This is a genomic window from Roseateles sp. L2-2 (genome assembly GCF_050613215.1).
In the GTDB taxonomy this organism is placed as follows: Bacteria; Pseudomonadota; Gammaproteobacteria; order Burkholderiales; family Burkholderiaceae_C; genus Roseateles; species Roseateles noduli.
Map to the genome: position 1 here is coordinate 1,617,709 of NZ_CP192509.1, position 17,874 is coordinate 1,635,582.

The 17,874-nt window shown below is 68.5% G+C and carries 15 protein-coding genes; 4 read left to right on the forward strand and 11 right to left on the reverse strand.

Going from position 1 to position 17,874, the window contains the following annotated elements; translation table 11 throughout:
* Positions 1-36: 36 nt before the first annotated feature.
* The 3 genes from ACQZ13_RS07405 (at position 37) to ACQZ13_RS07415 (ending at position 3,509) form a co-directional block, all read left to right on the forward strand.
* Entirely contained in the window at positions 37-975 is a 939-nt protein-coding gene (locus tag ACQZ13_RS07405; protein ID WP_431050640.1) for a hypothetical protein, read from the forward strand.
* Positions 976-1,066: 91 nt separating this feature from the next.
* On the forward strand, positions 1,067-2,074 hold the full coding sequence (locus ACQZ13_RS07410) for an NAD-dependent epimerase (protein ID WP_431050642.1): 1,008 nt from the start codon (positions 1,067-1,069) through the stop codon (positions 2,072-2,074).
* Positions 2,075-2,171: 97 nt separating this feature from the next.
* A complete protein-coding gene (locus tag ACQZ13_RS07415; protein WP_431050644.1) occupies positions 2,172-3,509 on the forward strand; it encodes a UDP-glucose dehydrogenase family protein in 1,338 nt (445 codons plus the stop codon).
* A 119-nt stretch (positions 3,510-3,628) separates the two neighbouring features.
* Here ACQZ13_RS07415 and ACQZ13_RS07420 read toward each other — a convergent pair whose 3' ends face one another.
* Positions 3,629-5,314 (reverse strand): Atrophin-1 multi-domain protein, encoded by a 1,686-nt coding sequence (locus tag ACQZ13_RS07420; protein WP_431050646.1) that lies wholly within the window; start codon positions 5,312-5,314, stop codon positions 3,629-3,631.
* Between the two features lie 564 nt (positions 5,315-5,878).
* Between ACQZ13_RS07420 and kdsA the strand changes: the two genes are divergently transcribed.
* Positions 5,879-6,718 (forward strand): 3-deoxy-8-phosphooctulonate synthase, encoded by an 840-nt coding sequence (gene kdsA, locus ACQZ13_RS07425; protein ID WP_431050648.1) that lies wholly within the window; start codon positions 5,879-5,881, stop codon positions 6,716-6,718.
* Positions 6,719-6,758: 40 nt separating this feature from the next.
* Here the strand turns inward: kdsA and ACQZ13_RS07430 are convergent, their stop codons facing one another.
* The 10 genes from ACQZ13_RS07430 to ACQZ13_RS07475 all read right to left on the reverse strand — a co-directional run bounded on the left by ACQZ13_RS07430 (position 6,759) and on the right by ACQZ13_RS07475 (position 17,858).
* Entirely contained in the window at positions 6,759-7,952 is a 1,194-nt protein-coding gene (locus ACQZ13_RS07430; RefSeq protein WP_431050650.1) for an acyltransferase family protein, read from the reverse strand.
* Between the two features lie 88 nt (positions 7,953-8,040).
* Positions 8,041-9,327, reverse strand: coding sequence for a non-hydrolyzing UDP-N-acetylglucosamine 2-epimerase (gene wecB / locus ACQZ13_RS07435; protein ID WP_431050652.1), 1,287 nt, complete (start codon positions 9,325-9,327; stop codon positions 8,041-8,043).
* A gap of 7 nt (positions 9,328-9,334) precedes the next feature.
* Positions 9,335-9,886, reverse strand: a complete 552-nt coding sequence (gene rfbC / locus ACQZ13_RS07440; RefSeq protein ID WP_431050654.1) for a dTDP-4-dehydrorhamnose 3,5-epimerase — start codon at positions 9,884-9,886, stop codon at positions 9,335-9,337.
* A complete protein-coding gene (gene rfbA / locus ACQZ13_RS07445) occupies positions 9,886-10,776 on the reverse strand; it encodes a glucose-1-phosphate thymidylyltransferase RfbA (RefSeq protein ID WP_431050656.1) in 891 nt (296 codons plus the stop codon). Before rfbA ends, rfbC begins: the two co-directional genes overlap by 1 nt.
* Positions 10,777-10,789: 13 nt before the next feature.
* The gene (gene rfbD / locus ACQZ13_RS07450; protein WP_431050658.1) at positions 10,790-11,671 is read right to left on the reverse strand and encodes a dTDP-4-dehydrorhamnose reductase; all 882 of its coding nucleotides are present in this window, start codon (positions 11,669-11,671) and stop codon (positions 10,790-10,792) included.
* An 8-nt stretch (positions 11,672-11,679) separates the two neighbouring features.
* On the reverse strand, positions 11,680-12,738 hold the full coding sequence (rfbB, locus tag ACQZ13_RS07455) for a dTDP-glucose 4,6-dehydratase (RefSeq protein ID WP_431050660.1): 1,059 nt from the start codon (positions 12,736-12,738) through the stop codon (positions 11,680-11,682).
* Between the two features lie 60 nt (positions 12,739-12,798).
* Positions 12,799-14,079: a nucleotide sugar dehydrogenase gene (locus ACQZ13_RS07460; RefSeq protein ID WP_431050662.1), complete on the reverse strand. Its 1,281-nt coding sequence runs from the start codon at positions 14,077-14,079 to the stop codon at positions 12,799-12,801.
* 104 nt (positions 14,080-14,183) lie between these two features.
* Entirely contained in the window at positions 14,184-15,593 is a 1,410-nt protein-coding gene (locus ACQZ13_RS07465; RefSeq protein ID WP_431053159.1) for a mannose-1-phosphate guanylyltransferase/mannose-6-phosphate isomerase, read from the reverse strand.
* Positions 15,594-15,637: 44 nt separating this feature from the next.
* On the reverse strand, positions 15,638-16,660 hold the full coding sequence (gene galE / locus ACQZ13_RS07470; RefSeq protein WP_431050664.1) for a UDP-glucose 4-epimerase GalE: 1,023 nt from the start codon (positions 16,658-16,660) through the stop codon (positions 15,638-15,640).
* A 13-nt stretch (positions 16,661-16,673) separates the two neighbouring features.
* Entirely contained in the window at positions 16,674-17,858 is a 1,185-nt protein-coding gene (locus ACQZ13_RS07475) for a hypothetical protein (protein ID WP_431050666.1), read from the reverse strand.
* Positions 17,859-17,874 lie beyond the last annotated feature (16 nt).

Below are 17,874 nucleotides of genomic sequence, written 5' to 3' on the forward strand. Positions count from 1 at the left end.
CCAGCTTCCCCGGAAGCGTCCCCTGGAGCACGCAAGATGAGCGCGGTGACCTTCCGCATCGAGCCGACCGGCAACCTGGGCAACCAGATGATGCAGCTGATGCTGGGCCACACGCTGCGCAGCAAGATCCCGGAGCTGGAGATCGTCGGCCACGACATGCCGCTGTGGGGCCTGAAGGGCGGCGAGGCGCCGGCCCCGCGCGGCAAGCCGGTGGAACTGCGCGGCCACCTGATCGATATCCACGGCGTGGCCTCGCTGGTCAAGGCGGGCCTGATGCGCGACATGAAGCTCGAGGGCATCGGTTCGCGCATGGCCAACTACCTGCCGCCGTCGGCCTACCAGTCGCTGTTCCCGGCGGGCCAGGCGGAGGTCGAGCACCATGGCGCCGACGAGCTGCTGATCAGCGTGCGCGGCGCGGAGATCCTCGGCCAGTGCCACCCGGACTACGGCCCGGTGCCGCCGGCCTACTACCGCCAGCTGGCGCGCGAGACGGGCCTGCGGCCGGTGCTGTTCGGCCAGATCGAGGACGACTGGTACTCGCGCCTGCTGATGGAGGCGATGCCCGACGCGCGCGTGGTGCGCAGCCACGGCGTGCTGGCCGACTTCGAGCGGCTGCGCAGCGCGCGGCACGTCGTCACCAGCGTCAGCTCCTTCGCCTGGCTGGCGACCTGGTTCTCCAACGCCGAGACCATCCATGTGCCGGTGCTGGGCCTGCTCAACCCGGCGCAGCGGCCCGACGTGGACCTGCTGCCGCTGGACGATCCGCGCTACCGCTTCTACCGCTTCCCGATCCGGCACTGGAACGGGCAGCAGGAGGACGTGGACGGCCTGAGCCGCGAGGCGCACTATCCGCTGATGTCGCGCGACGAGGTCGCCGCGATGCTGCGCCAGGCCGACGCGGCCACGCGCGGGCAGCGTCTGGAGCTGGCGGCCAAGACGGTGGTCAAGGGCGTGCTGGGACGGCTGCGCGGATGAGCCCCCCCGTGAGCAGGGGACCGACATCGGTCTGCCGCAGGGAGTCGGGGAGAATGTTGGCCGAACCGTCCACTGAATCGCGGGAGTGCGCTTGAAAGTCCTCGTTACCGGCGCCGCCGGCTTCATCGGCATGCATGTCAGCCAGATCCTCCTGGCGCGGGGCGACCAGGTGGTCGGCCTGGACAACCTCAACGACTACTACGACCCGCGGCTCAAGCACGATCGCCTGGCGCGACTGACCGGCCAACCCGGTTTCGAGTTCGTCCAGCTGGACGTGGCCGACCGCCAGGGCATGGCCGACCTGTTCGCGAAACACAAGGTTGACCGCGTCGTGCACCTGGCCGCGCAGGCCGGGGTGCGCTACTCGCTGGTCAACCCGCATGCGTACATCGAATCCAACATCGTCGGATTCACCAACATCCTGGAAGGCTGCCGCCATCACGGCGTGCAGCATCTGGCCTACGCGTCGAGCTCCAGCGTCTACGGCGGCAACACCTTGATGCCCTTCAGCGAGCACCACGGCGTGGACCATCCGGTCAGCCTGTACGCCGCGACGAAGAAGGCCAACGAGCTGATGGCCCACACCTACAGCCACCTGTTCAACCTGCCGACGACCGGACTGCGCTTCTTCACCGTGTACGGGCCCTGGGGCCGGCCGGACATGGCGCTGTTCCTGTTCACCAAGGCGATCCTCGCGGGCGAGCCGATCAAGGTGTTCAACCACGGCAGGATGATCCGCGACTTCACCTACATCGACGACATCGCCGAAGGCGTGGTGCGCGTGCTCGACCGCACCGCCACCGCCGATCCGGCGTACGACCCGGTGGCGGCCGATCCGGCGCGCTCGAACGCGCCGTACCGCGTGTTCAACATCGGCAACCATGCGCCCATCCCGCTGATGGACTTCATCGGCGCGATCGAGCAGGCCGTCGGCCGCGAGGCGGTCAAGGAGTTCCTGCCGCTGCAGGACGGCGACGTGCCGGCGACCCACGCCGACGTCGAGGAACTGGCCGCGTGGACCGGCTTCCGCCCGGCGATGCCGGTGCCCGAGGGCATCCGCCGCTTCGTCGCCTGGTACCGCGAGTACTACAAGCAATGAGATCCGGGACGTGAGCCGCCGCAGGCGGGTCCGCGTCCCTCCGGATTCAAACGGAATCCAACCAGGAATCAACCAGGAATCAACCAGGAGTATTGGAATGAAAGTCACGACGATCGGCACCGGCTACGTGGGCCTGGTCACCGGCGCCTGCCTGGCCGAGATGGGCAACCACGTGGTCTGCCTGGATGTGAATGCCGAGAAGATCCGCATCCTCAACGAGGGCGGCATTCCCATCCACGAGCCGGGCCTGGACGAGGTGGTCAAGCGCAACGTGGCCGCCGGCCGCCTGCAGTTCACCACCGACGTGGACCAGGCCGTCAACCACGGCACCATCCTGTTCATCGCCGTCGGCACGCCCCCGGGCGAGGACGGCTCGGCCGACCTGCAGTACGTGCTGGCGGCGGCGCGCTCGATCGGCCAGCGCATGACCGACTACAAGGTCATCGTCGACAAGAGCACCGTGCCGGTGGGCACCGCCGACAAGGTCCGCGCGGCGATCGGCGAGGAACTGGCCAAGCGCGACACCCAGGTCGGTTTCTCCGTGGTCTCGAACCCCGAGTTCCTGAAGGAAGGCGCGGCGATCGAGGACTTCATGAAGCCCGACCGCATCGTCGTGGGCTCCGACGACGAGCAGGCCACGCTGATGATGCGCGCGCTGTATGCGCCGTTCACGCGCAGCCACGACCGCCTGTTCGTGATGGACGTGCGCAGCGCCGAGTTCACCAAGTACGCCGCCAACGCGATGCTGGCCACCCGCATCAGCTTCATGAACGAGCTGGCGCTGCTGGCCGAGAAGGTCGGCGCCGACATCGAGCTGGTGCGTCGCGGCATCGGCTCCGATCCGCGCATCGGCTACCAGTTCCTGTACGCGGGCGCCGGCTACGGCGGCTCGTGCTTCCCCAAGGACGTGAAGGCGCTGGTGCGCACCGGTCGCGAGCACGACCAGCCGCTGTTCGTGCTGAACGCCGTCGAGGAAGCCAACGACCGCCAGAAGCTGGTGCTGGTCGACAAGATCGTCGCGCGCTTCGGCGAGGACCTGGCCGGCAAGCGCTTCGCGCTGTGGGGCCTGGCCTTCAAGCCCAACACCGACGACATGCGCGAAGCGCCGTCGCTGGTGATCATCGAGGAACTGGTCAAGCGCGGCGCGGCGATCGCCGCCTATGACCCGGTCGCGATGAGCGAGGCCAACCGCCTGCTGGCGCACGTGCCGGGCGTGAGCTTCTGCGAACGCGCGGAGCATGCGCTGGCGGACTCCGACGCGCTGGTCATCGTGACCGAGTGGAAGGAGTTCCGCACGCCGGACTTCGACCGCATCAAGTCCGAGCTCAAGCAGCCGCTGATCTTCGACGGCCGCAACCTGTACGAGCCGGCGCTGATGAAGACGCTGGGCATCGAGCACCACGCGATCGGCCGCGGCACGCGCAAGCCGCAGTAAGCCAGGGCGCACCAACGACAACGCCGCGGCCCGTGAGGGTCCGCGGCGTTGTGCCTTTCGGGCGCCGTCTGGAGGCCGTTGCGCCGGGGCTCAGTGACCCGGCTGCGGCGGCTTCAGGATCAGGAGGCGCAGGCGCTGGCGGTGGCCACGCCCGCGCCGGTCTTCACCAGCGTCGGGCGCAAGGTCGATTCGACGCCGTCGATGCCGCTGCGGCCCCAGGTCGTGACCTTGAAGCCGGTCACGGCCGGCCAGGCGAAGGTGACCGACTGGCCGTCCGCGAGGTAGCCGCTGTCGTAGACGGTGGCGCCGGTCGCGCGGTCGGCGATGGTCATGCGGAAGGTCGCGCCGCCGGTGCCGGCCACCGACAGGCGGAAGGAGTCGCCGGTCGCGGGCGTGGCCCAGGTCACCGGATTCACCGCCCGGCCGGTCGCGTTGGCCTGCTCGATCAGCGTGGTCGTGGCCGGGAATACCAGGGCCTGGCGCCAGGTGTCGAATTCGCCGCTGACCGTGCCCTTGGTGCGCCACCAGGCGCCGCGCATCGACAGCAGGTTCATCGCGGTGCTGGTCACCGTCGAGGTGTTCTTGTTGTTGCCGTCCACCCACCAGGCGGCGCTCTCCAGCGGGCGCAGCGCGGCGCGGATTGCGTCCAGGTCGTTGGCGGTGCTGTTGCTCCAGCCGTTCTTGTGCAGCTTGAAGTCGGCGCCGATCTCGACGTAGATGACGAAGGGCGTGCCGTTGTTGCGGTCGACGACGTAGGCGCCGTACTTCTTCAGCGTCTCGGCGATCTTGCGCAGCTCAGGCGTGGCCAGCGCCTGCGCGTCGAAGGTCGACGGCAGCATCAGCAGCGAGCCCATCGGGATCTGGCCGCTGTTGGCCGTGGCGGCGTTGGAGTCCGCCGAGGTGGCCGGGAAGCGGTAGGTCGGGCTGTTGCTCAGGCCGTTGAAGTCCAGCGACATGGCCAGCGCGTGGTTGTACATGGCCGCGCCGTCGTTGACCTCGTGGATGCGGACCAGGCCGCCCAGCGTGGACACGCCGGCCGCGCGCGAGCCCTGGTAGTAGTGGGACGGATCGCCCACGCCGCGGCCGGACAGCGGCGTCCAGGCGTACTGCACGGTGACCCAGGCGCCGTTGACCTGCTTCAGGCCCCAGAAGGAATGGACGACGCCGGCGGCGGCGTCGACGATCTCCGCGTGGCCGTCGTTGCCGGTGGCCGGCTGGGTGTTGGCGGGCCAGTGCGGGATGGTGATGCTGGGGCGGTAGATCTCGCTGTCCGGATCCCACACGCCTTGCGCATTGACGCCGGTGACGACCATGGGGGCGTCGGTCTCGGAGGCCTCGAAGGCCGCGCTGGACCAGGTGCCGCTGTCCACGGACGGGTAGTAGGTGGAGGTCGGGATGGTCGCGGTGCCCAGCACCGGGCCGACCGGGCGGCTGTTCCACGGCGAGTCCGGGCTGAACGGACGCAGGAAGGTGCCGAAGTCGCCGACGGTGCAGGCCGCGGCGGAAGCCGGACGCGTCAGGCCGGAAGTGGCGGCGCCGGCATTGGCCAGCACGGACACGCCCAGGACGGCTTCCTTGGCGGCCTCGCTGGCGGCCGCGCCCGGCGCGAGGCTCAGGGTCGTGACCGGGCCGGAGGCGGCGATCGGCGGTGTTTCCGGATTGGTGGTGCCGGTGCCGGCGATGCCGACGGTCGGGCTGCCGGAAGCGCTGCCGCCTCCGCCGCAGCCGGCCAGCAGCAGGCTGGTCGCCAGCGCGCAGGCGCTCAGGCAGGTGGAAACTCGCAAAGTCGAAGAGATATTCGTCATGGTGATTCGGAAAACTGGAAATGCGCGGAATGCGCGTTGACGATCGACTGCCTTCAATCTCTTCTTCTTGCGCGCCGGTGATGGGATCCATTCACCGGGCGGGATTCTTGTTACTGGATGTTGGCGCCCCGGAAGTGGTCTGCCTCATTTCCTCCCTGCCGGGGCAGGTGTTGCAGCCACGATTCAGTATGGGGATCCGACGTCCCGTTTTTCCACAGGAGACATCGGTACCACGGCGCGATTCCGGGAATAGTCGACGGCCTGTCGGAGGTACGGTTTGAAACATCCACGTCGAGGATTGACAACCCCACGGATGTCGCGGATCGACCCCTTATTGCGCTCGGTTACATACTCGGATGTCGGGTTTCGAGATGCACGCGAATGGGGCGCCCATATTCACGTTCGATATTCGAAGCCGAATATTGGTGAGCGCACGACAGGCGGTCGAGGCGCCGCATCGCCGGGCGGCGGGCCTCGCGCGGCACCGTTGATCAAGGGGGGGGCGGTGGCCGGATCCTCCCGGGACCGCATGGGATACTGCCGCCTTCGTCTGAGGGAATCGAGATGGTCAAGATCAATGAGATCGTGGTCGACAACGCCAAGCCGTTCGTGCTGTTCGGCGGGGTCAACGTGCTGGAGTCGGAGCAGTTCGCCGTCGACGTGTGCGGCGAGTACGTGCGCGTGACGAAGGAACTGGGCATCCCCTACGTCTTCAAGGCGTCGTTCGACAAGGCCAACCGGTCCTCGATCAAGAGCTACCGCGGCCCCGGCCTGGAGGCCGGGCTCAAGATCTTCGAGGCGGTGAAGAAAGCCCACGGCGTGCCGGTGCTGACCGACGTCCATGAGCCGCATCAGGCGGCCGAGGTCGCCGCCGTCTGCGACGTGCTGCAACTGCCGGCCTTCCTGGCGCGCCAGACCGATCTGGTGATTGCGCTGGCCAAGACCGGCCGGGTGATCAACATCAAGAAGCCGCAGTTCGTCAGCCCGCCGCAGATGAAGAACATCGTCGAGAAGTTCGAGGAGGGCGGCAATCCGAACCTGATGCTGTGCGACCGCGGCGCGCAGTTCGGCTACGACAACCTGGTCGTGGACATGCTGGGCTTCGGCGTGATGAAGCAGGTCAGCGGCAACAAGCCGGTGATCTTCGACGTGACGCATGCGCTGCAGCAGCGCGAGTCCGGCGCCGCCGCCTCCGGCGGTCGTCGCGGCCAGGTCACCGAGCTGGCCCGCGCCGGCATGGCGATCGGTCTGGCGGGGCTGTTCCTGGAAGCGCACCCGGCGCCCGAGAAGGCGCTCTGCGACGGCCCCAGCGCGCTGCGCCTGTCGCAGCTCAAGGCCTTCCTGGAGCAGGTCAAGGCCGTCGACGACCTGGTGAAGAGCTTCCCGGCGCTCGATACGAACTGAGCGGCAGCGGCCCGTTCCGGCCGCCCCCGCGGTCAGCCCGTCAGGCCGGCCGATTGGGGGCGACCGTCATCCTCGGCAGGTGACGCCGGATCCACGCCGTGACGGCGTCGGTGGCGGCCATGCCGGGGCGCTCGATCCATCGGAAGGTCGCGAAGCAGGCGCCGATGAGGATCGGCGTCAGCGCGGCGATCAGCAACCAGTGGGTCACGCTGGACACGCCGGTCGCCCATGCGCGGTCGAGCACGAAGCGGAAGGCGACGAACAACGCCAGGCCGTGCAGCAGGTAGAGGCTGTAGGCCAGTTCGCCGAACAGGCGCGAGACGCCCAGCCGCAGCACGCCGAAGAGGTCGGTCCCGCAGGCGATCAGCACGAACACGAGCGTGAGCAGCGCCAGCGGCGCCGCGGCATGCGGGCTGGGGAAATACGAAACCGTCGCCAGCAGACAGAGCGTGGCGACCGCCGACGCACCCCAATGCCGCGCCAGCGCGCAGAAGCGGGGCGCCTTGGTCAGCACGGCGGCCAGGATGCCGCTGACGAAGGGCGCCAGCGCCGCGAGCGGCATGCCGATCTGCCAGACCACCGCGACCGAGATCGCCGCCAGCAGCAGCGAGAGCGCCGGCGGCGCCATGCCCATGCACAGCGCCAGCGCCGGCAGGAACAGGTAGAACAGCCATTCGACGCGCAGCGACCAGGTCACGCAGGCGAGCACCAGGCAGGTGTCGGGCGTGGCGTTCAGGTCGACGGTGCCGGGCATGGTGAACGCCAGCCAGTACAGCGCCTGCTTGAGCAGGCTGAGCACGGGGACGCGCAACTGGCCGTCCGACAGCGCGGCGACGACGACGAAGAGGGCGGCCACGGCGACCAGGTAGAGCGGCGTCAGCCGCATCACGCGCGAGACGTAGAGCTTGAGCCAGTCGACGCCGCGTTGCCGGCCGTCGATGAGTTTCAGCGAGAACAGGAAGCCCGTGATCATGAAGAACAGGATCACGCTGGACTTGCCGAGGTGCACGTAGACGGGGCTGGGCGGGAGATCCCAGCGACCGGTGCGCAGGTAGAAGTACCAGGCGCAGGCGTGGTGCAGGAACACGGCGAAGGCGAGGTAGCCCCGCAGACCGTCGATGGTGGCGAAGCGGCCCGCGGCGGCAGGGGCGCCGAACCATCGGGAGAGCAGGGCGACGCAGATCAGCGCGACCAGCAGCAACCCCGCCAGCGGGAACAGACCCGTCGGACCCATGGCACCTCCCCAAGTGTGCGGGGAGGGTAGGGCGAATAGCGCGCAGGCGCGATCCCCAGTTTCGTATCAGGCCCGACCGGGCCTGATATCAGGGGAGGAGGGCGTCGGCCAGCACGGTGACGATGCGGGGGGCGGCGTTGCCGTCCCAGAGCGGGGGTCGGCGTACTGCCACCTTGGGTTGGCCCTCACCCCCGCCCTCTCCCGCAAGCGGGAGAGGGAGTCCGACCGGCTCGCTCTTCTTTCCCCCTCTCCCGCTTGCGGGAGAGGGCAGGGGTGAGGGCTGCGGTCGTTCGAGGTCATCCAACCGTCGCATCGCCAACGCCAGGATGCGCGCCGGATCTGTGCCGGCGATCTCGTTGGTGCCGAGGTCGACGGTCACCGGGCGCTCGGTGTTCTCGCGCAGCGTCAGGCAGGGAATGCCCAGTGCGGTGGTTTCCTCCTGCAGACCGCCGCTGTCGGTCAGCACCAGCATTGCGCGGCGCCACAACGCCAGGAACGGCTGGTAGGGCAGGGGCGGGAGGAGATGGAGTCCAGGTGCCAGTGCGACGCCCAGCGCCGCCAGGCGTTCGCGCGTGCGCGGATGGACAGGGAAAAGCAGGGGCAGCCGCGCCGACAAGGTGCCGAGCGCAGTCATCAGCGCGGCGAGTTGGACCGGATCGTCCACGTTGGCGGGCCGATGAAGCGTCACGACCCCGAAGCGTCCATCGATCAGGTCACCAGCGCCGGCATCGGCGTCAGTGCCCACGCCCACGCCGGCCGACTGAAGGGCCGCTTGTGCCGCCTGCCGCGCCGCGAGCGCCTGCGCGTCGCCGGCATCCAGCCGGGCGAGCTGGTACAGCAGGGTGTCGACCATCACATGGCCGACTTCATGGATGCGGCTCTCCGGATGCCCTTCGCGCCGCAGATGGGCCGCGGCGCTGGGTTCGGTCGTGAAGAGCCAGTCCGCGATCGCGTCGGTGGCGCGGCGGTTGATCTCCTCGGGCATGGTCATGTCGCCGCTGCGCAGCCCGGCCTCGACATGCGCCACCCGCACGCCGAGCTTGCGCGCCGTCAGCGCGCAGGCCAGCGTGGAGTCCACGTCGCCGACGACGACGCAGGCCGCGGGCCGGTCCGCGAGCACATGCGGCTCATACGCCTGCATGATGCGCGCGGTCAGTTGCGCGTGACCGCCGCCATGGCAGTCCAGCGATACGTCCGGCGGCGGCAGTCCGAGTTCGTCGAAGAACACGCCGCTCATCGCGGTGTCGTGGTGCTGACCGGTGTGGATCAGCTTCCACGCGAGCCGGCCGTCAGCGCGCAGTGCCCGCACCAGCGGTGCGAGCTTCATGAAATTCGGCCGCGCGCCCGCGATGAGATGCAGCAGCGGCGCGGCCATTCGCGAGTTACTCGAAGAACTTCGCGTCCGCGAGCAGGGGCGCCTTCGCGTCCTTCTCGGCGAGCTTGAATTCGACGGGCAGCTGGGGCCACTCGATGCCGATCGCCGGATCGTCCCATCGCACCGAGCCTTCGGCCTGGGGCGCATACAGGTCGGTGGTCTTGTAGAGGAAGTCCGCCGTCTCGCTCAGCACCAGGAAGCCGTGCGCAAAGCCCGGCGGAATCCACAGCTGGCGATGGTTCTCGCCGGACAGCTCAACGCCGACCCACTTGCCGAAATTGGGGCTGGAACGGCGCATGTCGACGGCGACGTCGAACACCGCGCCCGCCGTGCAGCGGACCAACTTACCCTGCGCATGCGGCGGCAGCTGGAAGTGCAGCCCGCGCAGCACGCCCTGGCTGGAGCGCGAGTGGTTGTCCTGCACGAAGCGCACGTCGCAACCGGCGGCCGCATTGAACTTCGGCTCGGTCCAGCTCTCCATGAAGAAGCCGCGCGCGTCGCCGAAGACCTTCGGCTCGACGATCAGCACCTCCGGCAGCGCGGTGGGGATCACATTCATCAGAACACCTTCTCGTTGAGCACCTGCTTCAGGTATTGCCCGTATCCGTTCTTGAGCAGCGGCTGCGCCAGCTTCTCCAGCTGCTCGGCGGTGATCCAGCCCTTGCGATAGGCGATCTCCTCCGGGCAGGCGACCTTCAGGCCCTGGCGCTTCTCCAGCGTCGCGATGAACTGGCCGGCTTCCATCAGGCTGTCGTGCGTGCCGGTATCCAGCCAGGCGTAGCCGCGGCCCATGATCTCGACGCTCAACTGCCCCTGCGTCAGGTAGCGCGCGTTGACGTCGGTGATCTCCAGCTCGCCGCGCGGGCTGGGCTTGATGTCAGCGGCGATGTCGCAGACCTGGCGGTCGTAGAAGTACAGGCCGGTGACGGCGTAGTTGCTCTTGGGCGCCTTGGGCTTTTCCTCGATGCTGACGGCGCGCTTGTTCGCGTCGAACTCGACCACGCCGTAGCGCTCCGGATCGTGCACGTGGTACGCGAAGACGGTGGCGCCCTCGGTCTGTGCGTCCGCGCTGCCCAGCAGGGCGGCGAAGTCGTGGCCGTAGTAGATGTTGTCGCCCAGCACCAGCGCGCTCGGGGCGCCGCCGATGAAGTCCTTGCCCAGGATGAAGGCCTGCGCCAGGCCGTCGGGACTCGGCTGGAGGCAGTACTGGAGGTTGATGCCCCAGCGCGAGCCGTCGCCCAGCAGCGCCTCGAAGCGCGGCAGGTCCTGCGGCGTGCTGATCAGCAGGATGTCGCGCATGCCCGCCAGCATCAGTGTGCTGAGCGGGTAATAGACCATCGGCTTGTCATAGACCGGCAGCAGCTGCTTGCTGATCGCCAGCGTGGCCGGATGCAGCCGGGTGCCGGAGCCGCCGGCCAGGATGATGCCCTTGCGGGTGTCGTTGCTCATCAAAGGTCTCCGATCACAGGATCTCGTCGAGCAGGCGGTCCACGCCGGTCTGCCAGTGCGGCAGCACCAGGCCGAAACGGTCCTGCAGCTTGTGGTTGTCCAGGCGCGAGTTCAGCGGGCGCGGGGCCGGCGTCGGGTAGGCGCTGCTGGCCAGCGCCTCGACCTGCTCGGGCTGGACCTTCAGCGCAACGCCCTTGTCCCGCGCGCGCGTCAGCACGTGCTTCGCATATTGGTGCCAGCTGGTTTCGCCGCTGGCGACCGCGTGATAGGTGCCGCTCAGCGCGCGATCCTTGAGCGTGGCGCGGATCAGGTGCGCGGTGACGTCGGCCAGCAGGTCCGCGCCGGTGGGCGCGCCGATCTGGTCGGCGACCACCTTGAGCTGATCGCGCTCGGCGGCCAGCCGCAGCATGGTCTTGGCGAAGTTGCCGCCGCGCGCCGCGTACACCCAGCTGGTGCGCAGGACCAGCGCATCGGCGCCGCTCGCGGCGATCAGTTGCTCGCCTTCGAGCTTGGTCTTGCCGTAGACGCTCAGCGGTCCGGTGGGCGCGTCCTCGAAGCGCCAGTCCTCGCCGGCGCCGTCGAAGACGTAGTCGGTCGAGTAGTGCACCAGCAGCACGCCCAGGGCCTTGGCCTCGTCGGCCAGCACGCCGGTGGCCAGCGCGTTGATCTGACGGGCGGCTTCAGGCTCGCTTTCAGCCTTGTCCACGGCGGTGTAGGCGGCGGCATTGACGATGACGTCCGGCGCGACGCGGCGCACCGTGGCGCGCAGCGCCTCGCTGTCGCCGAGGTCGCCGCCCTCGCGGCGGTCCAGCGCGACGAGTTCGCCCAGCGGGGCGAGGGCGCGTTGCAGCTCCCAGCCGAGCTGGCCGTTCTTCCCGAGCAGCAATACCTTCATGTCAGCCCTCAGCCGCCGTACTGCTTGGACACCCACTCGCGGTACGCGCCCGAGAGCACGCGCGACGACCACTCCTCATTGGCCAGGTACCACTGCACCGTCTTGCGGATCCCGGTCTCGAAAGTCTCGGCGGGACGCCAGCCCAGGTCGCGCTCGATCTTGCGCGCGTCGATCGCGTAGCGGCGATCGTGGCCGGGGCGGTCCTTGACGTAGGTGATCAGGCGTGCGTATGGGCCGGCCGGGTCGGGGCGCAGTTCGTCGAGCAGCGCGCACACCGTCTTGACGATGTCGATGTTGGCCTTTTCGTTCCAGCCGCCGATGTTGTAGGTCTCGCCCAGCGTGCCGCCGGCCAGGACCGCGCGGATGCCCGAGCAGTGGTCGGTGACGTAGAGCCAGTCGCGGATCTGCTGGCCGTCGCCGTACACGGGCAGCGGCTTGCCGGCCAGCGCGTTGACGATCATCAGCGGGATCAGCTTCTCGGGGAAATGGTACGGGCCGTAGTTGTTGCTGCAGTTGGTCGTGACCACCGGCAGGCCGTAGGTATGGTGCCAGGCGCGGACCAGGTGGTCGCTGGCCGCCTTGGAGGCGGAGTACGGACTGTTGGGCTCGTAGGCGTTCGTTTCGGCGAAGGGCGGATCCTCGGCCTTCAGCGAGCCGTAGACCTCGTCGGTGGAGACGTGGTGGAAGCGGAAGGCCGTCTTCGCGTCGCCTTCGAGCGCGGACCAGAAGGCGCGCGCCGCTTCGAGCAGCGTGAAGGTGCCTTCGACGTTGGTGCGCATGAACGCGCCGGGGCCGTGGATGGAGCGGTCGACGTGCGACTCGGCGGCAAAGTGCACGATCGCGCGCGGCCGGTGCGTGTCCAGCAGCTGGTCGATGAGCGCGCGGTCGCAGATGTCGCCCTGCACGAAGACATGACGCGGATCGCCCTTCAGGGAGGCCAGGTTCTCGAGATTGCCCGCGTAGGTCAACGCGTCGAGGTTGACCACCGGTTCGTCCGAGGACTTGAACCAGTCGAGCACGAAATTGCTGCCGATGAAACCGGCGCCGCCGGTGACGAGGATCGTCATGGAACTTCCCTGAAACGTGAGTGCGCCGCTCCCCTGTCGAAGGCTGCGGCGCGGATTGGATTACAGCCGCCAGACCCTCAGGCCGGCGGCGCGGAGATTGTCGCCGCTGAACGCGGCCTTCACATCGATGAAGGCGCCGCCGTCCACCAGCTTGGCGGCGAGTTGGCCGGCGCTCAGCGCCTTGTACTCGCGGTGGGCGACCGCGGCGACGATGGCATCGGCACGGGGCAGGTCCTCGAAGGCGTGCAACTGCACGCCGTATTCGTGCATGGCTTCGTCGGCCTCGGCGGCCGGGTCGGTCACCAGGACCTCGACGCCGTAGCTCTGCAGCTCATGGATGATGTCGATCACCTTGGAGTTGCGCAGGTCGCCGCAGTCTTCCTTGAAGGTCAGGCCCAGCACGTTGACCTTGGCGCCCTTGACGTGGGAGCCTGCCGCGATCATCTGCTTGATGGTCTGCTCGGCGATGAACTTGCCCATGCCGTCGTTGATGCGCCGGCCCGCCAGGATCACCTGCGGGTGGTAGCCCAGCATGTCGGCCTTGTGGGTCAGGTAGTACGGGTCCACGCCGATGCAGTGGCCGCCGACCAGACCCGGCTTGAACTTCAGGAAGTTCCACTTCGTGCCCGCGGCTTCCAGCACCTCGGAGGTGTCCAGGCCGAGGCGCTCGAAGATGATCGCCAGCTCGTTCATCAGCGCGATGTTGAGGTCGCGCTGCGTGTTCTCGATGACCTTGGCCGCCTCGGCGGTCTTGATGCTGGACGCGCGGTGCACGCCCGGCACGATGATCTTCTCGTAGGTCTTGGCGACGATGTCCAGCGTCTCGGGCGTGTCGCCGGAGACGATCTTCAGGATCTTCGTCAGCGTGTGGTCCTTGTCGCCCGGATTGATGCGCTCCGGGCTGTAGCCGACGAAGAAGTCCTGCTTCCATTTCAGGCCGGACTCGCGTTCCAGCACCGGGATGCAGACTTCCTCGGTCGCGCCGGGATACACGGTCGATTCGTAGACCACGACCGCGCCGCGCTTCATGTGGCGCCCGACGCTGGTCGACGAGCCGACCAGCGGCTTGAAGTCGGGGATGTGGGCCTCGTCCACCGGCGTCGGCACGGCAACGATGATGACGTCGGCCTCGGCCAGGCAGGCCGGGTCGCTGTGGTACTCGGCATGGACGGCAGCCCGGACTTCCTCGTCCGTCAGCTCGCGCGACGGATCGCTGCCGGCGCGGCACTTGGCCACCTTGTCGACGGCGATGTCGAACCCGATCGTGCGGCCGTGCTTGCCGAACTCGACCACCAGCGGCAGCCCCACATATCCCAACCCGACGACGGCGATCACGGACACGGTCTTCTCCTGTACTTTCCGAGGACGGCTTTGTATCCGACTTTCATCCGACTTTCGTGTCGCCGCCTGCCGCGTCCCCCCGGGTGAGGGTCGGCGGCCGGTGGTCAGTTCCGGCCGTAGGTGTCCTGATAACGGACGATGTCGTCCTCGCCCAGGTAGGAGCCGGACTGCACCTCGATGATCTCCAGCGGCACCTTGCCCGGGTTGGACAGGCGGTGCACCTGGCCCAGCGGGATGTAGGTGGACTGGTTCTCGGTCAGCAGCAGCGTCTTGTCGCCGTTGACGATCTCCGCGGTGCCCTGGACCACGATCCAGTGCTCGGCGCGGTGGTGGTGCATCTGCAGGCTCAGCGAGGCACCCGGCTTGACCATGATGCGCTTGACCTGGAAACGCTCGCCCATGTCGATGCTGTCGTACCAGCCCCAGGGGCGGTGCACCTTGCGGTGCAGGTTCTGCTCCTCGCGCTGCGAGGCCGTCAGCTGGTTGACGATCTTCTTGACGTCCTGGCTCTTGCTGCGGTCGGCGACCAGCACCGCATCCGGCGTCTCGACCACGACGATGTTGTCCAGTCCCACGGCCGACACCAGCCGGCTGGTGGCGTGGACCAGCGTGTTGCGGCTGTCCGCGATGATCGCGTCGCCGCGGCTGGCGTTGCCGGACGCGTCCTTGTCGGCGACCTGCCAGACCGCTTCCCAGGCGCCCAGGTCGTTCCAGCCGGCGTCCAGCGGCACCATGCGCAGGGCGATCGCGCTGCCGGGGCAGCGCTCCATCACGGCGTAGTCGATCGATTCCGACGGCACGGCGGCGAAGGCTTCCTTGCCCGGACGTACGAAGGAGCCGTCGACGGCCTTGCCTTCGAAGGCCACGCGCGTGGCCTGGTCGATGTCGGGCCGGAACTGCTGCAGCGCCTGCAGCCAGACGCTGGCGCGCAGCACGAACATGCCGCTGTTCCAGTAGTAGCTGCCTTGGTCGAGGTACTTCTGGGCGGTGGCGGCGTCGGGCTTCTCGACGAAGGCCTCGACGCGCAGGCCGACGCCTTCGGCGCCGGCGCGGATGTAGCCGTAGCCGGTCTCCGGCCGGTCGGGCGTGATGCCCAGGATCACGATCGCGCCGTCCTTGGCTTGGCGCACGGCGTCCTGCAGCGCGGCGGTGAAGGCGGGGCCGTCGGTGACGGTCTGGTCCGCCGGGGTCACGACCAGCACCGGATCCGCGCCGCCTTCGAGCGCCTGCAGCGCGGCCAGCGTGATGGCCGGCGCGGTGTTGCGGCCGACGGGCTCCAGCACGACGGCGCTGGGCGAGAGCTTCTGTTCACGCAGCTGGTCCAGGACCATGAAGCGGTGTTCCTCGTTGCCGACGACGAGGGGCGCCTGCACCGCGATGTCCTCCGCGGACAGCGCGGCCAGGCGTTGCGCCGCCTGCTGGAACAGGCTGGTGTTGCCGTTCAGCACCAGGAACTGCTTCGGGTAGCCGGCCCGCGACAGCGGCCACAGCCGTGTGCCGCTGCCGCCCGCCATGATCACCGGCTGCGTGTCGATCTTGCTCAAGTGACTGCTCCCTCTCAACCTTCGAATCCGTTGGGGTTGGCCGACTGCCAGCGCCAGCTGTCCTCGCACATGCGGGCCAGGTCGTGCCTGGCCGTCCAGCCCAGCTTCTCGCGCGCCAGCGCCGGATCGGCGTAGCAGGCGGCGACATCGCCCGGGCGGCGGGCGACGATCTCGTGGGGGATCGCGCGGCCGCTGGCGGCGGCGAAGGCGTTCACCAGCTCGAGCACGCTGTAGCCGCGGCCGGTGCCGAGGTTGACCCAGATCGACTCGTCGCCGCGCAGCAGGAAGTCCAGCGCCGCGACGTGGCCTTCGGCCAGGTCGACGACATGGATGTAGTCGCGCACGCCGGTGCCGTCGGGGGTGTCGTAGTCGTCGCCGAAGATGGACAGCTTGGCACGGCGGCCCACGGCCACCTGCGTCACGTAGGGCATCAGGTTGTTGGGGATGCCGCGCGGGTCTTCGCCGATGCGGCCGCTTTCATGCGCGCCGACCGGGTTGAAGTAGCGCAGGCAGGCGGTCTGCCACTGCGGGTCGGACGCGCCCAGGTCGCGCAGGATGCCCTCGCCGATCAGCTTGGTCGCGCCATAGGGATTCACCGCCATCAACGCCGCGTCCTCGCGCAGCGGCAGCGATTCCGGCTGGCCGTACACGGTCGCGCTGGACGAGAACACGATCCGCTTGCAGTCGTGCCGGCGCATCGTCTCGCACACGGTCAGCAGGCCGTCGAGGTTGTTGCGGTAGTAGCTCAGCGGCTTGGCGGTGGACTCGCCGACGGCCTTGAAGGCGGCGAAATGCACCACCGCTGCCGGCCTGTACTCCTGGAAGACCGCGTCCAGCGCCGCGCCGTCGCAGACGTCGAGCTTCTCGAACAGCGGCGTCTGGCCGCTGAGTTCGGCCAGCCGTTCCAGCACCTTGGGCGAGCTGTTGCTGAAGTTGTCCACGCCGACCACGCGGTAGCCCGCCGCCAGCAGTGCGAGCCAGGTGTGGGAGCCGATGTAGCCGGTCGCGCCGGTCAGCAGGATGGTGTCGTTGGCCATGGAAGGATGGGGGTCAGCGGATCATGCCCTGCACGTAGCAGCCGGCGGTGTAGGCGTTGTAGGAGTAGATCACGTCGGTCGTGTCGCGATCCAGGCGCGTGTACTGGCAGCCCACCGTGACGTTGCGCAGCGCCTCCCAGGCCAGCCCCAGGCTGTACTGCTTGGAGTTGTCCTTGGACCGCACGCCGCCCAGCGCGATGTCGTGGTCCCGGCTCAGGCGCGTGACGCCCAGGCCGGCCTGCGCGGTGAGCTTGCCGGTGATGCGGTAGTTGAACTGCGTCTGGAAGGCCGTCTGCACGCGGTTGAAGTCGGACAGGCCGTTGTTGATGCCCAGGGCGTAGGTCTCGACGCCGGTGTCGCGCGAGACCTTGGTGTTGAGCGACCAGCGGCCGCCCGGCGACCAGGTCCAGTTCAGCGCGCCGGTCAGCCCGGTGAAGGTGTCGGAGGTGCTGCGGCTCAACCGCGCATTCAGGCTGCTGGCGCCGGTCGCGCGCCAGAACGCGGTCAGGTCGATGTCCTTGCGGTCCCACTCGAAGCCGTTCACCGGCACGCGGCCCTTCGTGTAGCGACCCGCGACGCCGAAGCGCCAGGCGCTGCTGGCGTTGTAGAGCAGGCCCAGCGAGGACGTGTTCTGCCGGTATTCCTGCGGCTCCCACAGGGCCAGCGAATAGTCGCGCTGGCGCCGCATGAAGGTGCCTTCGAGCGTGAACGGCGACAGCCCCGGCAGGCCCAGACGGACAGCGCCGCCCAGGCTCTGGTCGGTCTGCAGGTTGCGTTCGGTGGTTGGGGCGATGCCGGTGTTGCTGTTGAAGTCGGCCAGCGTGCGGGCTGTCGTGTAGTCCACGTTGCCCGACAGGTTGCCCGCAGTCTCCCAGTCGATCCCGGTGTCCAGGCTGTAGCCGCGGTTGTCCAGTCGGCTGTTGTCCTGGTAGCGGTTGTCGTTGAAGCGGCCGTCGGCGTGCAGCCGCTGGCGGCCCAGCCGGGTGTCCACGCCGGCCAGCAGGCTCAGCGAGGTCAGCCGGTCGCTGTTGGCCGCGGCGTTGGAGCGGTACACGTTGTTGGTGTAGTAGTGACCCAGCGAGGCGCCGAGGTACCAGGGGCTGCCCTGGTCGCTCTGGGCCCAGGCGGACGTGGCGGCGAGCAGCGAGAGCGGCACTGCCAGGGGCAGCGCCAGCCGGTGTCGGTGGAGGCGTTTCATCGTCGGGGAGTCTCCT

What these genes read in the sequence shown, in the direction of transcription:
- ACQZ13_RS07405 (WP_431050640.1), top strand. Translation starts at nt 37, where the DNA reads ATGAGCGCGGTGACCTTCCGCATCGAGCCGACCGGCAACCTGGGCAAC.
- ACQZ13_RS07415 (WP_431050644.1), top strand. Translation starts at nt 2,172, where the DNA reads ATGAAAGTCACGACGATCGGCACCGGCTACGTGGGCCTGGTCACCGGC.
- ACQZ13_RS07420 (WP_431050646.1), bottom strand. Translation starts at nt 5,314, where the DNA reads ATGACGAATATCTCTTCGACTTTGCGAGTTTCCACCTGCCTGAGCGCC.
- kdsA (WP_431050648.1), top strand. Translation starts at nt 5,879, where the DNA reads ATGGTCAAGATCAATGAGATCGTGGTCGACAACGCCAAGCCGTTCGTG.
- ACQZ13_RS07430 (WP_431050650.1), bottom strand. Translation starts at nt 7,952, where the DNA reads ATGGGTCCGACGGGTCTGTTCCCGCTGGCGGGGTTGCTGCTGGTCGCG.
- wecB (WP_431050652.1), bottom strand. Translation starts at nt 9,327, where the DNA reads ATGGCCGCGCCGCTGCTGCATCTCATCGCGGGCGCGCGGCCGAATTTC.
- rfbC (WP_431050654.1), bottom strand. Translation starts at nt 9,886, where the DNA reads ATGAATGTGATCCCCACCGCGCTGCCGGAGGTGCTGATCGTCGAGCCG.
- rfbA (WP_431050656.1), bottom strand. Translation starts at nt 10,776, where the DNA reads ATGAGCAACGACACCCGCAAGGGCATCATCCTGGCCGGCGGCTCCGGC.
- rfbD (WP_431050658.1), bottom strand. Translation starts at nt 11,671, where the DNA reads ATGAAGGTATTGCTGCTCGGGAAGAACGGCCAGCTCGGCTGGGAGCTG.
- rfbB (WP_431050660.1), bottom strand. Translation starts at nt 12,738, where the DNA reads ATGACGATCCTCGTCACCGGCGGCGCCGGTTTCATCGGCAGCAATTTC.
- ACQZ13_RS07465 (WP_431053159.1), bottom strand. Translation starts at nt 15,593, where the DNA reads ATGGCGGGCGGCAGCGGCACACGGCTGTGGCCGCTGTCGCGGGCCGGC.
- galE (WP_431050664.1), bottom strand. Translation starts at nt 16,660, where the DNA reads ATGGCCAACGACACCATCCTGCTGACCGGCGCGACCGGCTACATCGGC.
- ACQZ13_RS07475 (WP_431050666.1), bottom strand. Translation starts at nt 17,858, where the DNA reads ATGAAACGCCTCCACCGACACCGGCTGGCGCTGCCCCTGGCAGTGCCG.